We start from the raw sequence: 13065 nt of genomic DNA, 5'->3' as shown, positions 1-13065 counted from the left end.
GACCCCGAAGCCCCACACCCCAGAAACCCGCTCGCCACGCCACCGACGGAGGAACTGTGCTGCGCGTCCTTTTCACTCCCGCTCCCATCAGTGCTCACATCACACTCATGGCGCCGCTCGCCTGGGCGCTGCGGACCGCCGGGCACGATGTCCGAATAGCGGTCCCACCGAACTTCTCCGAGCAGGTAACCGACTTCGGACTGACACCGGTACCGGTGGGTGACAGCATCGACCTCATGGGCGCGGCGGCCCAGTCCGACCCCGCCGCCCTCTCCGCCCTGACCGGGCTGCACGGCGGCGGCACCCCCAGGGCGGAGTCGATCCGGTTCCGGACCACCTGGCTGTCCGCGCTGTACTTCACGACGGACCTGCCGGGCGGCAGCCTGCGTGGCTCGATCGAGGACATGGTGGACTTCGCCCGTTCCTGGGAGGCCGACCTGGTGATCTCGGGCTTCTTCCACGGCGGCGTCGTGGCCCGCGCCTCCGGCGCCGCCCACGTCCGGATACTGACCGGGCTCGACCAGATCGGCCGGATGCGCAGCGAGTTCCTCGCGAGCCGTCCGGACGGCGGGAGCGACAGCCTGCGCGAGATGGTGGAGGAAACCCTCCAGCTCTTCGGCTGCTCCTTCGACGAGGAGGTCCTCACCGGACAGTGGGCGCTCGACCCGATGCCGCAGGCCCTGAGGCTGCCGCTGGACCTTCCCACCATCCCGGTGCGCCAGATCCCCGTCAACAAGGCCGGTATTCCGCCGAGCTGGCTGCAGGAGCCGGTCAAGCGCCCGCGGGTCTGCCTGACGCTCGGCCTGTCCGGGCGGGAGGCCTACGGCGAGCACTCCGCCGCGACCACCTTCCTCACCGCGGCCGCCGACCTCGACATCGAGGTGGTCGCGACGCTCACGGCCGACCAGCTGCCGCCGGACATCACCGTCCCGGACAACGTGCGCCTCGTGGACTTCGTGCCGCTCGACCAGCTGCTGCCGACGTGCTCGGCCATCATCCACCACGGCGGTCTGCTCACGGCGTTCGCCGCACTGCAGCACGGAGTCCCGCAGATCGTCGTGCCCGCCTCCGTCTGGGACGAGAGCGAGGTAGCCCAGTATCTGCAGGACGGCGGAGCGGGTCTGGCGCACGATCCGGCGGAGACCACAGCCGAGCGCTTCGTGGAGGCGCTTCACCAGGTGCTGGACGACGCGAAGTTCACCGAGGGCGCCAGGCGCCTCAACGCCGACCTGCTGGCCATGCCCACGCCCGCCGAGGTTGTACCGACGCTCGAGCGGCTCACCGCGCAGCGGACCCGCTGACGCCTGCGCCTCAAACAGAAACGGGCCGATCACATGGCGACGACCGCACCCCGCAAGGCCGGCACCCGGGAGTGGACAGGGCTGGTTGTGCTTGCCCTGCCCACTCTGATCCTGGCGATGGACAACTCCGTGCTGTTCCTGGCACTGCCGCACCTCGCTGAGGATCTGGAGCCCAGCAGCACCCAGATGTTGTGGATCATGGATATCTACAGCTTCCTGGTGGCCGGCTTCCTGATCACCATGGGTGCGCTCGGCGACCGGATCGGCCGACGCCGGCTGCTGATGATCGGCGCGTTCGTCTTCGGGGTCGCGTCGGTCCTCGCGGCCTACTCCACGAGCGCCGAGATGCTGATCGTCACGCGTGCGCTGCTCGGCATCGCCGGCGCGACCCTGATGCCGTCCACACTCTCCCTCATCCGCAACATGTTCCCGGATCCGGAGCAGCGCACGGCTGCCATCGGCGTGTGGATGGGCTGCTTCATCATCGGGGTCGTGCTCGGCCCGATCGTCGGCGGGTCGCTCCTCGAGTTCTTCTGGTGGGGCTCGGCGTTCCTCGTCGCCGTGCCGGTGATGCTGATTCTGCTCGTGCTCGGCCGCCCGCTGCTCCCCGAATACCGCAATCCGGAGGCCGGGCGGCTCGACGTGCCCAGCGTCGCCCTGTCGCTGGCGGCCGTGCTTCCGGTGATCTACGCGCTGAAGGAGATCGCCAAGGACGGCTTCGCGTGGATACCGGCGCTGTGCGTCGTCGCCGGGCTCGCCTCCGGCGCCCTGTTCGTCCGGCGGCAGGGCAGGATCGCCGATCCGCTGATCGACCTGGGGCTGTTCAAGAGCCGTGCGTTCAGCAGTTCGCTGCTCGTCATGACACTCAGCATGTGCGTGATGGGTGGCACGTACTACTTCTTCACGCAGTACCTCCAGCTGGTGGACGGGCTCTCGGCGCTGCGGACCGGACTGTGGCTGCTGCCCGTGGCCGCGGTGATGATGCTCGGCGCCGGCGTGGTGCCCCAGCTGGCGCGCACGGTACGGCCCGGCCGCCTGGCCGGCGCAGGTCTGCTGCTCTCCAGTGTGGGCCTGGTGGTCCTCGCCCAGGTGGAGACCGATTCCTCGCGTGTGCTGCCGGTCACCGCGTTCCTGATCGTGATGGCCGGTCTCACCCCGATGATGATCCTGGGCACGGACATGATCGTGGGGATCGCTCCGCCGGAGAAGTCCGGCAGCGCTTCCGCGCTCTCGGAGACCGGCGGGGAGTTCGGCATCGCTCTCGGCCTGGCGGCTCTCGGTACCTCGGGGAACCTTGTGTACCGCGATGAGCTCAACGACACGCTGCCGTCCGCCACACCCCCGGAAGCGCTCGACGCCCTCCGCGACACCCTGGCCGGCGCCTTGGCCGTCGCGGAGGAGCTTCCCGGGCCGCTGGGCGGCGAGGTCGCGAACGCCGCGCGCGCGGCGTTCGTCTCCGGGATGCAGGTGAGTGCCCTGATCGGGGCCGCCGTGGTGGCGCTGAGCGGGGTCCTGGCCCTGGCCCTGCTGCGGCGGGTGCCGCTGGTGGCCGAACTCGGCGGCGATGCCACGGCTCCGGACGCCGACACCCGGCAGGACGATCCCGCCGGCCTCTGACCCTGGGTCAGCGGCCGTTACCCCACGTTCGACGCACATACACACCGCGGTCGCCCCGGACGTTTGCCTGCCGTCGCGATCGCACATTCTCTGCGGTGCAGAGCGCATCAGAATGCCCTAAAACAGAGTTACTGCGAGCACCGGTGCAGCACCGGAGACGGCACTGCGAACCCCCATCTACGGTCGGGTTCACAAGCGGACCACTCGTAGCCTGAAGTAAGCGAAACCACTGTCGGCACGGATTGTGCCCGCACTGACCGGAGGATGAATCAATGACTGCCGCCGCGACGAAGGAAGCAAAACTCGAAGAGCTCCGTGAGCTCATCTCCGAGGTCCTGGAGATCGAGCCCGAAGAGCTGACGAATGACGGCAACTTCGTCAACGAATACGAGGCGGACTCGCTTCGCGCGATCGAGATCCTGGCCCGTCTCGAGAAGAAGTACAAGGTCGAGATTCCGCAGGGGGAGCTGCCCAGGATGGAGAACCTCAACGCGGTCTACGAAGTCCTGGCCGAGTTCACCAACGAGCAGGTCTGACCCGCATGCGCCGGGTAGTGGTCACCGGTCTCGGGCCGGTGTCGAGCATCGGGATCGGGGTGTCCGCCTACAGTCAGGCACTGCAGGAGGGGGTGAGCGGCGTCTCGCCCATCACCTCCTTCGACGCGACCGGCTTTCCCTACTCCATCGCCGGCGAGGTGCACGACTTCGATCCGGAGCAGCTGGTCAAGCGCATCGAGACCGAGGAGTGGGGGCGGACCAGCCTCTTCGCGGCGTCCGCCGCACGGCTCGCGGTCGCCGACGCCGGGATCGACGAGGACGAGCTGGCGCGCTCCCGGGCCGGGTCCTGCATGGGCACCACGGCCGGTGAGTCCCAGGTGCTCGAGCGCATGGCGGCGGATCGCCTGTCGGCTGGCTATGCGGAGCTGGACCCCCGGCTCTCGCGCAAGCTCTCCGCCGCCCGCGTATCTCAGGCGGTCAACCGGGAACTCCGTCTCACCGGGGACGCGGTGACACTCTCCACCGCGTGCTCGGCGAGTAACTACGCACTCGGCTACGCCTTTGACCTGGTGCGCTCGGGCGAGGCCGACTACATGCTCGCCGGGGGTGCGGATTCCGTCTGCCGTTGGGCTCATGCCGGTTTCTACCGGCTCGGTGCGCTCACCGAGAAGGCGTGCTCTCCGTTCGACGCGAACCGTTCCGGAATCATCACGGGCGAGGGCGGTGCGGCACTTTTCCTGGAAACCCTGGAATCGGCAACCGCACGCGGCGCACGCATCTATGCCGAGGTATTGGGATACGGCCTGAACTGCGATGCCACGCATATGGTCGCGCCCGACAAGGACAGCATTGCCGACTGCATACGCCTGGCCCACAAGAACGCGGGGATCGAGGCATCCAGCGTGGACTACATCTGCGCACACGGAACCGGCACCCAGTCGAACGACGCGGTCGAGGCGGGTGCGGTTGCCGAGGTCTTCGGTGAGCAGCCTCCGCCGATGAGCTCCATCAAGTCGATGCTCGGCCACACCATGGGAGCGGCCAGCGGGCACGGCGCGATCGCGTCGGCCCTGGCCATCAACGAGTCCTTCCTGCCGCCCACGATCAACTTCAGCACCCCCGATCCGGCGCTGCCCGCAATCGACCCGGTGCCCAACTGGGCAAAGGCGGCACGTGTGGACGTCGCCCAGGTCAACGGCTTCGCCTTCGGCGGCAACAACGCCATCGTCGTCCTCGGGAGCGCGGCATGACAGACACCATGGCGATCACGGGCCTCGGCGTGCTCTCCGGCGCCGGTATCGGCGCACCGGCCCTGGCCGGGGCGCTGTCCGCGCCGCAGACCACGGACGTCAGCGAGATGTTCGAGGAGCCGCTGCCCGGCGGGCAGGCCCACGCGCTCGCGGACTTCAAGGTGCGCGACCATCTGGGGCGCAAGGGCACCTCCTTCTACGACCGCAGCACCGCCTTCGGGGTGGTCGCCTGCCAGGAGGCACTGGCCGACTCCGCCTTGGAGGTGGACGACGAGAACCGCACCCGCGTCGGGATCGTGCTCGGCACCACCGCCGGCAGTGTCAAGTCCAGCTGGGACTACACGACGGAGACGCTCACACAGGAACGCCCCTACCTGGTCAACCCGGTGCTGTTCCCCAACGCCGTGATGAACTGCACGGCCGGGCAGGCGGCGATCCGCCACAACCTGCGGGGGCCCAACGCCACCGTGGCCGGTGGCCCCCTCGCGATGCTCAACGTGCTGCGCTACAGCCGCAACCTGCTCAACTGCGGATACGCGGACGCGTTGCTGAGCGGTTCGATCGAGGAGTTCGGGCCGCAGGAGGCCTGGCGGGTGCACCACGCCCAGTCGCTGGAAGGCGGTGACCTGCTGCCCGGCGAGGGCGCCGCGGTCTTCGTGATCGAGAGCGCCGAGGCCGTACGGGCCGCCGGTCGGACACCCGACGTCGAGGTGCTCGCGGTGGAGACCGGCGTCTTCGATCCCGCCTCCGCGGGATCGGGACTCGCCGACGGCCTCACCCTGTGCCTCTCCCGCGCGCTTGAGCGGGCCGGTGTCACCGCCGGCCAGGTCTCCACGGTGGCGACCGCCGCCAACGGGATGACCCGCCTCGATGAGGCGGAGGAAGCCGCGATCAACGCGGTACTCGGCAGCGATGTGCCGAGGCTGGAGGTCAAGGAGGCGACCGGCGAGACGTCGAGTGCCTCCGGCGCGCTCCAGCTGGCGGCCCTCCTTGCCCGGCACCGCGGCGGGGAGGCCGGAGACGGCGACATCTCGGTCATCACCAGCCGTGACGAGGAAGGGGCAGCGGGCGCTGCCGTCATCCGGGGGTGGAACCGTGCGCACGGCGATAACGGGTAGCTCCATGCTCACCTGCCTCGGTGATCTCGACGCCACGTACAAGGCGTTGATCGCGGGGCAGAGCGGGGTCGGTCCGCTGCGCATCGGTGACCCGGCCAAGCTCAACGTCTCCCGTGGCTACCACGTCGGCGGGGACGGGCCTGGCGCCTGGCTGGGCGACACCGTCGCCGCGGCGCTGGCCGCGGCGGGCGTGGACCCGGCACGGCAGCGCGTCGCGGTGGTCGTCGGCACGGGTCTGCGCGAGCTGCGCGCCGTCGAGCGGTGGCACGGGGACGGCGCCCCCCTCGAACTCGCCCAGCTGCACTACGGCGCGGCGGTTCGCGCCGCCGCGCCGGGCGTCACCGAGGTGCACACGCTGGCCAACGCCTGTGCTGCCTCCGGCTATGCGCTCGCTCTGGCGACGGATCTGCTGGAGCTGGACGAGGCCGACGCGGTCGTGGTCTCCGGCTGCGACACGATGACCGAGAGCATGCTCACGATGATCGGCAGGGTCGGTGACACCAGCGCCGACATGGTGCGGCCCTTCGACGCCGACCGGCAGGGCGTCCTGCTCGGCGAGGGGGCGGCCTCCGTGGTCCTCCAACGCGCCGATGACCGGCCCGTACTGGGAATTCTTCGTGGTGTCGGCGTGAACTGCGACGCCTACCACGAGACCGCTCCGAGCCAGGCAGGCATCGTCGCCGCCATGCGCGACGCGCATCGGCGAGCCGGGGTCGACCCGGCGGAGATCGGTCTCGTCATGGCCCATGGCACCGGCACCGCACTCAACGACCCGACCGAGGCCTCCGCGCTCGGGGAGGTCTTCGGCTCCGCAGGCCCGCCGGTCACCGGCATCAAGGGCGCCATCGGGCACACCTCGGGTGGTGCGGCACTGATGAGCATGCTCGTGGCTCTGACCTCGATGGCCGAGGGGGCCGTGCCCCCGACGGCGGGTCTGCGGACACCGATCCCCGAGGCCTCCGGCCTCGACCTCGTCCAAGGCGGGCCGAGGACGGTACGGCCCCGCCTCGCCCAGGTGAACGCCTTCGGGTTCGGCGGGGTGAACGCGGTGGCGATCGTGGAGGCAGGCGATGAGTGACGTAATGCTGGCCGTCGACGGCTGGGCGGTGCACTTGCCGGGACGGTCCCTCGCGGACCTGCCCGGATCCCCGCCCGAGCCGGCCTGCCCGCCCGAGAACGCCAAGGAAGTCCTGGGCCGCAAGGGCCTGCTGGGTAAGGAACCGTCAACCCGCCTGGCCCTGTGCGCGGTGCACCGGGCGCTGGGCCTGCCGCCGGGGCCGCTCGCCGAACCGCTGCCGGACGTGGACGGCACGGCCGTGGTCGTGGCCTCCAACCTCGGCAACGTGCAGACGGTCTGCAACGTGCTCTCCGACATGCGGGAGCGGTCCGGTTCCGTCGTGAGCCCGATGGACGCGCCCAACGCCTCCAGCAACGTCATCGCCAGCAGCATCGCGATCCGGTACGGCTATGCCGGGCCGAACCTGACGGTGTGCAGTGGTGCCACCGCCGGACTGGACGCGGTGCGGCTCGCAGCGCTCGTGCTGCGGTCCGGTCGGGCCAAGCGCGCGGTCGTCGTGGGTGTGGAGCCCGCCGATCCGGTGGCGGTGGAGCTGGCGGGACTGCGGCCCGGCACCCCCAAAGAGCTGACAGCCGGGGCGGCCTGCGTGCTCCTCAGCCTCCCCGGCGGGGCCCCCGCCGCATCCGGTCTTCGCTGCGGCCCGGTGACCCGGCACGGCCAGCGGCCGCCCGCCGCCGAGCCGGATACCGGCGAGCTGTACGGCGCGGCGGGGGTGGTCCAGCTCGCGGCAGCGGCCGCCCGTATGTCGGCGAGCGCGGACTCCGCACCGTCGACCCTCAGTTGCGGTGACACCGTGGACGGCTGGTCGAGCCTCGAACTGTGGAGGACGGCGGCATGACGGACGGTCCCTGGGTGAACGTGGCCGCGGCGGACGGCCTCCAGGTGTGGCGCGGGCCCGGCAGCGGACCGCCGATGGTGGCCCTGCACGGGCTGGAGGACACCTGGGCCAACTGGGGACCTCTGACAGCCCGGTTGCCCGGCTTCACGCCCTACGCGCTCCAACTGCCCTGGCACAGCGGCACCGACTACGGCTGGCGCGCGCAGGGTACTCCCGCGCAGTGGCTGAGCCGGGCGCTCGCCCTCGTCCCCGAGCAGCCGGCGGTGATCCTCGCCCACTCGTTCGGCGCGACGGTGCTCCTCTCCCATCTGGCCCCGGGGCCGGGCCCAGGGCTGTCCGCCGTGGTGCTCGTCGCCCCGGTCTACCGGCCCGCCGAACTCACCCTCACCGACGAGCTGCGGGACCGGTCGCGCAGCGAATACCGCGAGGTGCTGCGCCTCGGCCTGGGCAAGGCCCTGGGCGCGAAGGCCGCACGCATGGACCCGGAGATCCGGGGCCTGATGGAGCAGAAGGTCCTCGACCGGGCCGTACCCGCCGGATTCCCGGTGTTCTACGAGCAGTTCGGCGAGTCGGGACTGCAGGACCTGACCGGCTTCGACGTCCCCACGCTGGTCCTGGCGGGAACGCGGGACGCGGGACTGACCCCGGAGCGCGCCGCGGCCCTGAAGCGGGCCATGCCGGTGGCGCAGGTCACGTTGCGGCCGGAGTACGGGCACTTCTGCCATCTCGAACAGGTCGCGGACGTGAGCAGGGACGTGGACGCGTTCCTGAGTTCCAGCTCCGCCACCCATCGAATCGATCATCACGAGGCTAGGAACCCAGCATGACCTCACTTCTCGACGGCGAGCCCGCGACCCGTGTCAGCACGGCGGGGTACGAGGGCGCCAACATCCGTACCTGGATCGGGTTCAAGCACTTCATGTACCTGGTGGAGGAGGCGGTACTGCAGTACTTCCGCGACCGGGGCATAGGCGCCCACGACCTCTACCACCAGTACGGACTCGGCCTGGAGATCATCGATTCCTCGGTGCAGCTGCCCAGGGCCCTGGAGCTCGACGAGCAGGTGACCGCGACGATCACCGCCGGCCGGCCCAAGCCCGGCAAGGGCGCACCGTTCACGGCCACGCTGAGCGTGCGACGCGACGGCGAGGACGTCAACGTGCTCCGCGGCAAGGTCCGGGTCGCCCTGGTGCCGGTCAAGGACGGATCGGGCGGGGAGCCGGTCCCGGCGTTCCTGGAGCCCTATGTCACCCCGGAGGCCGAAACCCGGCCGGACAGCAGCGAGAGCCTCACCATCGCCGCCGGGCAGGACGTCTCCGACGTGCTCGCGCCCGCCGGCTCCGGGGCCTATCTGTGGTCCTGGAGGGCTCCGTACTACTACTGCCACTTCTCGGACCGGCTCCAGCACTCCGCGTACGTGCGCACCCTGGAGGAGGTCGTGGACCGCTGCCTGGCCGACCGCGACCTGGCCATCGGGCACCTGCTCGTGGAGCGCGGATGGATCCCGGTGGTCTCCCGCGCCCGGGTCCAGCTCCACTCCGACCTGTGGATGGAGGAGACCGTGCACACGGTCTTCAAGGTCGAGGACATTCTGAGCAACACGATGTTCACCGCCCGGATGGACTGCTACGTGCGCCGGGGCGACGTACTGGAGAAGACGGCGAGCGGCACCATCATCCACGGCTACGCCATCAGCCGCGGTGAGCAGGCCGGAACCGTCGCGGTGCTGGACAAGGAAACCCAGACCGCGCTGCTCGGGGTCACGGCATGAGGGCGCCCAAGCCTCCGCGCCTGTACTTCTCGCTGCGCAGCCCGTTCAGCTGGATGGCGCTGCGGCGGCTGGAGGAGCGTCTGCCGCAGGCGGCCGAGCTGATCGAGTTCGTGCCGTTCTTCCGCCCCGACGAGAAGTCCGAGGCGGCGCTGGAGGAGCAGGGCGGCGCCTTCCACTACACCGAGATGAGCAAGGCCAAGCACCTCTACATCCTGTACGACACCAAGCGCCTCTCCGCCAAGTTCGATTACCAGATGTCGTGGCCTCTCGACACCGGTGCCGAATGGTGGGAGCTGCCGCACCTGGCGTGGCTCAAGGCCAGGGAACTCGGCGTGCACCGCGCGTACTACGCGGCGGTGGCCGCGGCCCGCTGGGAGCGCGGTGAGGACATCTGCACACCCGCGTCGCTGGAGCGGATCTGCGACGAGGCCGGCCTGGACGGCGCGGCGCTCGTCGCCGCCCCCGACGAGTCGCGCTACCGCGAACTCGGTGTCCAAGCCCTGATGCAGGCCTACGAGGACGACGTCTTCGGCATCCCGTACTTCAAGCTCGGCAGGCAGCGCTTCTGGGGCCTCGACCGCCTCGACGACTTCCTCTCGGCGCTGGAGAACACCCTCCCGGCGGCCGAGCCGCCCGGGGACGTACCGGCGCCCGTGCTCGACCGCGTCGGCGCCATGGACCAGGACACAGCGGGTGGCTGCGGATGACGCGGCGCCCGGCATCAGCAGAGAGGACGGCACAGTGAACGAACGGCGGGTGGCGGTCGTCACGGGCGGATCACGCGGCATCGGGCGGGCGGTCGCCCTTCAGGCGGCAGCCGACGGCTACGACGTCGCCTTCTGCTACCGCAGCGGCACGGATGCTGCCGCGGAGACCGAGAAACTCCTGCGCGAGCAGGGCGCGCAGGTCTTCCACGCACCCTGCGACGTCGTGGACTACGGGGCCGTCGAGGAATTCCTGAAGAACGCCGCGGCCGAGCTGGGCCAGCCCCACGCCCTGGTGAACTCGGCGGGGATCGTACGCGACAACCCCATGGCGCTCATGCCCGTCGAGGACTGGCACTCGGTCATCGACACCAACCTCACCGGCATGTTCAACGTCTGCCGGTCGGTGGTGTTCGGCATGATGAAGCGCAAAGAGGGCGTCATCGTCAACCTGTCGTCCATCGCCGGTGTCTACGGCAACGCCACGCAGACGAACTACGCAGCCTCGAAGGCCGGCATCCAGGGCATGAGCCTCTCGCTGTCCAAGGAGGTCGCGCGCTACGGAATCCGCGTCAACGTCGTCGCCCCGGGGTTCATCGAGACGGACATGACGACCGACCTGCCGGAGAAGCTCAAGGCCAAGGCGCTCGCCTCCATCCCGATGAAGCGGTACGGCCAGGCCGAGGAGGTCGCCGACCTGGTGTCCTTCCTGATGTCCGACAAGGCCGCCTACATCACCGGCGAGGTCATCGAGATCGACGGCGGAGTCGCGCTGTGAAGCCGGTGGTGACCGTACTGGGCGCCTCCGGCTTCATCGGCTCGGCCGTGACGGCGGCGCTCTCGCAGCGCCCCGTGCACCTGCGGGCGGTGGCACGCAGGCCCGCCCAGGTGCCCGCGAACGGCCTCGCCGACGTGGAGATCCGCACCGCTGACCTCACCGACCCGCACGCGCTCGCGGAAGCGGTGGCGGGCTCGGACGCGGTGATCCATCTGCTGCTGTACACCGGCGGCTGGCGCGCCGCCGCGGAGGACCCGAGCAGCGAGCACGTCAACGTCGGCGTGATGCGGAACCTCATCGGGATTCTGGAGGCCAGCCGGGAGAAGGGGGCCACCGGGCCGCCCCCGCTGGTCGTCTACGGCGGCGCTGCCTCGCAGATCGGGGTCCCGCCCGACCGCCCGATCGACGGCACCGAGCCGGACGAGCCCGGGACCGTCTACGACCAGCAGAAGCTCGCCGCCGAGCAGGCTTTGATGGCGGCGACCGCGGCCGGCACGGTGCGCGGTGTCAGCCTGCGCCTGCCCACGGTGTTCGGGCATGTGGCGGGCACGGACACCTTCGACCGCGGCGTGGTCTCCACCATGATCCGCAAGGCTCTCGCGGGCGAGGACCTGACCATGTGGCACGACGGCACGGTCAAGCGCGACCTCGTCCACGTGGACGACGTGGCACGCGCCTTCCTGGCCGCACTCGACCACCCGGAGCCGCTCAACGGCCGCCACTGGCTGCTCGGTTCGGGCCTCGGCGAGGAACTGGGAGCGGTCTTCGGGACCATCGCCGATGCCGTGGCCCGGCACACCGGCAAGAACCCCGTGCCCGTGGTGTCCGTGACACCGCCGGACCACGCCCCGGCGACGGATTTCCGGAGCGTGACGATCGACTCCTCCCGCTTCCGGTCGGTAACCGGCTGGGCCCCCGAGGTACCCCTGCGCACAGCGGTGGAGCGCACCATCGCGGCACTCGACGCACGCCACACGGAAGGAACGAGCGCATGACGACTCGCGTTTGGGACTACTTGCCCGAGTACGAGAAGGAACGGAAGGACATCCTCGACGCCGTCGAGAAGGTCTTCGCCTCCGGTCAGCTGGTCCTGGGCGAGAGCGTCCGGGGCTTCGAGAGCGAGTTCGCCGCCTATCACGGCCTCAACCACTGCGTCGGGGTCGACAACGGCACGAACGCGATCAAGCTCGGCCTGCAGGCGCTGGGCGTCGGTCCGGGCGACGAGGTCATCACGGTGTCGAACACCGCCGCGCCCACCATCGTGGCCATCGACGCCGTCGGCGCGACCCCGGTGTTCGTGGACGTCCGTGACGAGGACTTCCTCATGGACACCACCAAGGTGGAGGCCGCGGTCACCAGCCGCACCAAGTGCCTGCTGCCGGTGCACCTCTACGGCCAGTGTGTGGACATGGCCCCGCTGAAGGAGATCGCCGCACGGCACGAGCTGGTGATCTTCGAGGACTGCGCCCAGGCGCACGGTGCCCGGCACCACGGCGCGCAGGCCGGAACCATGGGCGCCGCCGCCGCCTTCTCCTTCTATCCGACCAAGGTCCTCGGTGCCTACGGCGACGGCGGCGCCACCGTCTCGGACGACGAAGCCGTCGACCGCAAGCTGCGGCGGCTGCGCTTCTACGGCATGGACGACGTCTACTACACGCTCGAAACCCCCGCGCACAACAGCCGCCTGGACGAGGTGCACGCCGAGATCCTGCGGCGCAAGCTCACCCGGCTCGACGAGTACACCGCCGGCCGGCGCGCGGTCGCCGCGCGCTACGCCGAGGGCCTGGGCGACACCGAGCTGAAGCTGCCCCAGCTCGCCGAGGGCAACGACCACGTCTACTACGTCTACGTCGTACGCCACCCGCAGCGCGACAGGATCCTCGAGGCGCTCAAGTCCTACGACATCCACCTCAACATCAGCTACCCGTGGCCCGTGCACACGATGCCCGGCTTCGCCCACCTCGGCTACGAGACCGGTTCGTTCCCGGTCACCGAGGCCCTCGCGGGCGAGATCTTCTCCCTGCCGATGTACCCCTCGCTCCCCGTTGACCAGCAGGACAAGGTGATCAGTGCGGTGCGGGCCGTCCTTGCCACGCTCTGAGAAAGGACTGAA

General features: G+C 70.1%; 13 protein-coding genes. All 13 read left to right on the top strand.

Annotated features, from left to right (window positions below):
- The first annotated feature begins 107 nt into the window (after positions 1-107).
- Positions 108-1301: a nucleotide disphospho-sugar-binding domain-containing protein gene (locus tag LHJ74_RS06650; protein ID WP_260216609.1), complete on the top strand. Its 1194-nt coding sequence runs from the start codon at positions 108-110 to the stop codon at positions 1299-1301.
- 33 nt (positions 1302-1334) lie between these two features.
- Positions 1335-2918, top strand: a complete 1584-nt coding sequence (locus tag LHJ74_RS06645) for an MFS transporter (protein ID WP_260216608.1) — start codon at positions 1335-1337, stop codon at positions 2916-2918.
- Between the two features lie 272 nt (positions 2919-3190).
- The gene (locus tag LHJ74_RS06640; protein WP_260216607.1) at positions 3191-3454 is read left to right on the top strand and encodes an acyl carrier protein; all 264 of its coding nucleotides are present in this window, start codon (positions 3191-3193) and stop codon (positions 3452-3454) included.
- 5 nt (positions 3455-3459) lie between these two features.
- The gene (locus tag LHJ74_RS06635) at positions 3460-4665 is read left to right on the top strand and encodes a beta-ketoacyl-[acyl-carrier-protein] synthase family protein (RefSeq protein ID WP_260216606.1); all 1206 of its coding nucleotides are present in this window, start codon (positions 3460-3462) and stop codon (positions 4663-4665) included.
- The gene (locus tag LHJ74_RS06630; RefSeq protein WP_260216605.1) at positions 4662-5783 is read left to right on the top strand and encodes a beta-ketoacyl synthase N-terminal-like domain-containing protein; all 1122 of its coding nucleotides are present in this window, start codon (positions 4662-4664) and stop codon (positions 5781-5783) included. The genes LHJ74_RS06635 and LHJ74_RS06630 overlap by 4 nt, the downstream gene beginning before the upstream one ends.
- Positions 5761-6861, top strand: a complete 1101-nt coding sequence (locus LHJ74_RS06625) for a beta-ketoacyl synthase N-terminal-like domain-containing protein (protein WP_260216604.1) — start codon at positions 5761-5763, stop codon at positions 6859-6861. The genes LHJ74_RS06630 and LHJ74_RS06625 overlap by 23 nt, the downstream gene beginning before the upstream one ends.
- Entirely contained in the window at positions 6854-7699 is an 846-nt protein-coding gene (locus LHJ74_RS06620) for a beta-ketoacyl synthase N-terminal-like domain-containing protein (RefSeq protein WP_260216603.1), read from the top strand. Before LHJ74_RS06625 ends, LHJ74_RS06620 begins: the two co-directional genes overlap by 8 nt.
- The gene (locus tag LHJ74_RS06615; RefSeq protein WP_260216602.1) at positions 7696-8526 is read left to right on the top strand and encodes an alpha/beta fold hydrolase; all 831 of its coding nucleotides are present in this window, start codon (positions 7696-7698) and stop codon (positions 8524-8526) included. The genes LHJ74_RS06620 and LHJ74_RS06615 overlap by 4 nt, the downstream gene beginning before the upstream one ends.
- Positions 8523-9470 carry a thioesterase family protein gene (locus LHJ74_RS06610; RefSeq protein WP_260216601.1) on the top strand — a complete coding sequence of 316 codons (948 nt, stop codon included), beginning with the start codon at positions 8523-8525 and terminating at the stop codon, positions 9468-9470. Before LHJ74_RS06615 ends, LHJ74_RS06610 begins: the two co-directional genes overlap by 4 nt.
- Positions 9467-10177, top strand: coding sequence for a DsbA family protein (locus tag LHJ74_RS06605; RefSeq protein WP_260216600.1), 711 nt, complete (start codon positions 9467-9469; stop codon positions 10175-10177). The genes LHJ74_RS06610 and LHJ74_RS06605 overlap by 4 nt, the downstream gene beginning before the upstream one ends.
- On the top strand, positions 10164-10952 hold the full coding sequence (gene fabG, locus LHJ74_RS06600; protein WP_260216599.1) for a 3-oxoacyl-[acyl-carrier-protein] reductase: 789 nt from the start codon (positions 10164-10166) through the stop codon (positions 10950-10952). Before LHJ74_RS06605 ends, fabG begins: the two co-directional genes overlap by 14 nt.
- Complete coding sequence (locus LHJ74_RS06595) at positions 10949-11947, top strand: NAD-dependent epimerase/dehydratase family protein (protein ID WP_260216598.1); 999 nt, start codon at positions 10949-10951, stop codon at positions 11945-11947. Before fabG ends, LHJ74_RS06595 begins: the two co-directional genes overlap by 4 nt.
- The gene (locus LHJ74_RS06590; protein WP_260216597.1) at positions 11944-13053 is read left to right on the top strand and encodes a DegT/DnrJ/EryC1/StrS family aminotransferase; all 1110 of its coding nucleotides are present in this window, start codon (positions 11944-11946) and stop codon (positions 13051-13053) included. The genes LHJ74_RS06595 and LHJ74_RS06590 overlap by 4 nt, the downstream gene beginning before the upstream one ends.
- Positions 13054-13065: the final 12 nt, after the last annotated feature.

The sequence above is a fragment of the Streptomyces gossypii genome, assembly GCF_025165795.1.
GTDB classification, from domain to species: domain Bacteria; phylum Actinomycetota; class Actinomycetes; order Streptomycetales; family Streptomycetaceae; genus Streptomyces; species Streptomyces gossypii.
The sequence above is the reverse complement of the archived record's forward strand: the minus strand, read 5'-3'. Positions and strand labels throughout refer to the sequence as shown.

What these genes read in the sequence shown, in the direction of transcription:
- LHJ74_RS06650 (WP_260216609.1), top strand. Translation starts at nt 108, where the DNA reads ATGGCGCCGCTCGCCTGGGCGCTGCGGACCGCCGGGCACGATGTCCGA.
- LHJ74_RS06645 (WP_260216608.1), top strand. Translation starts at nt 1,335, where the DNA reads ATGGCGACGACCGCACCCCGCAAGGCCGGCACCCGGGAGTGGACAGGG.
- LHJ74_RS06640 (WP_260216607.1), top strand. Translation starts at nt 3,191, where the DNA reads ATGACTGCCGCCGCGACGAAGGAAGCAAAACTCGAAGAGCTCCGTGAG.
- LHJ74_RS06635 (WP_260216606.1), top strand. Translation starts at nt 3,460, where the DNA reads ATGCGCCGGGTAGTGGTCACCGGTCTCGGGCCGGTGTCGAGCATCGGG.
- LHJ74_RS06630 (WP_260216605.1), top strand. Translation starts at nt 4,662, where the DNA reads ATGACAGACACCATGGCGATCACGGGCCTCGGCGTGCTCTCCGGCGCC.
- LHJ74_RS06620 (WP_260216603.1), top strand. Translation starts at nt 6,854, where the DNA reads ATGAGTGACGTAATGCTGGCCGTCGACGGCTGGGCGGTGCACTTGCCG.
- LHJ74_RS06615 (WP_260216602.1), top strand. Translation starts at nt 7,696, where the DNA reads ATGACGGACGGTCCCTGGGTGAACGTGGCCGCGGCGGACGGCCTCCAG.
- LHJ74_RS06610 (WP_260216601.1), top strand. Translation starts at nt 8,523, where the DNA reads ATGACCTCACTTCTCGACGGCGAGCCCGCGACCCGTGTCAGCACGGCG.
- LHJ74_RS06605 (WP_260216600.1), top strand. Translation starts at nt 9,467, where the DNA reads ATGAGGGCGCCCAAGCCTCCGCGCCTGTACTTCTCGCTGCGCAGCCCG.
- LHJ74_RS06590 (WP_260216597.1), top strand. Translation starts at nt 11,944, where the DNA reads ATGACGACTCGCGTTTGGGACTACTTGCCCGAGTACGAGAAGGAACGG.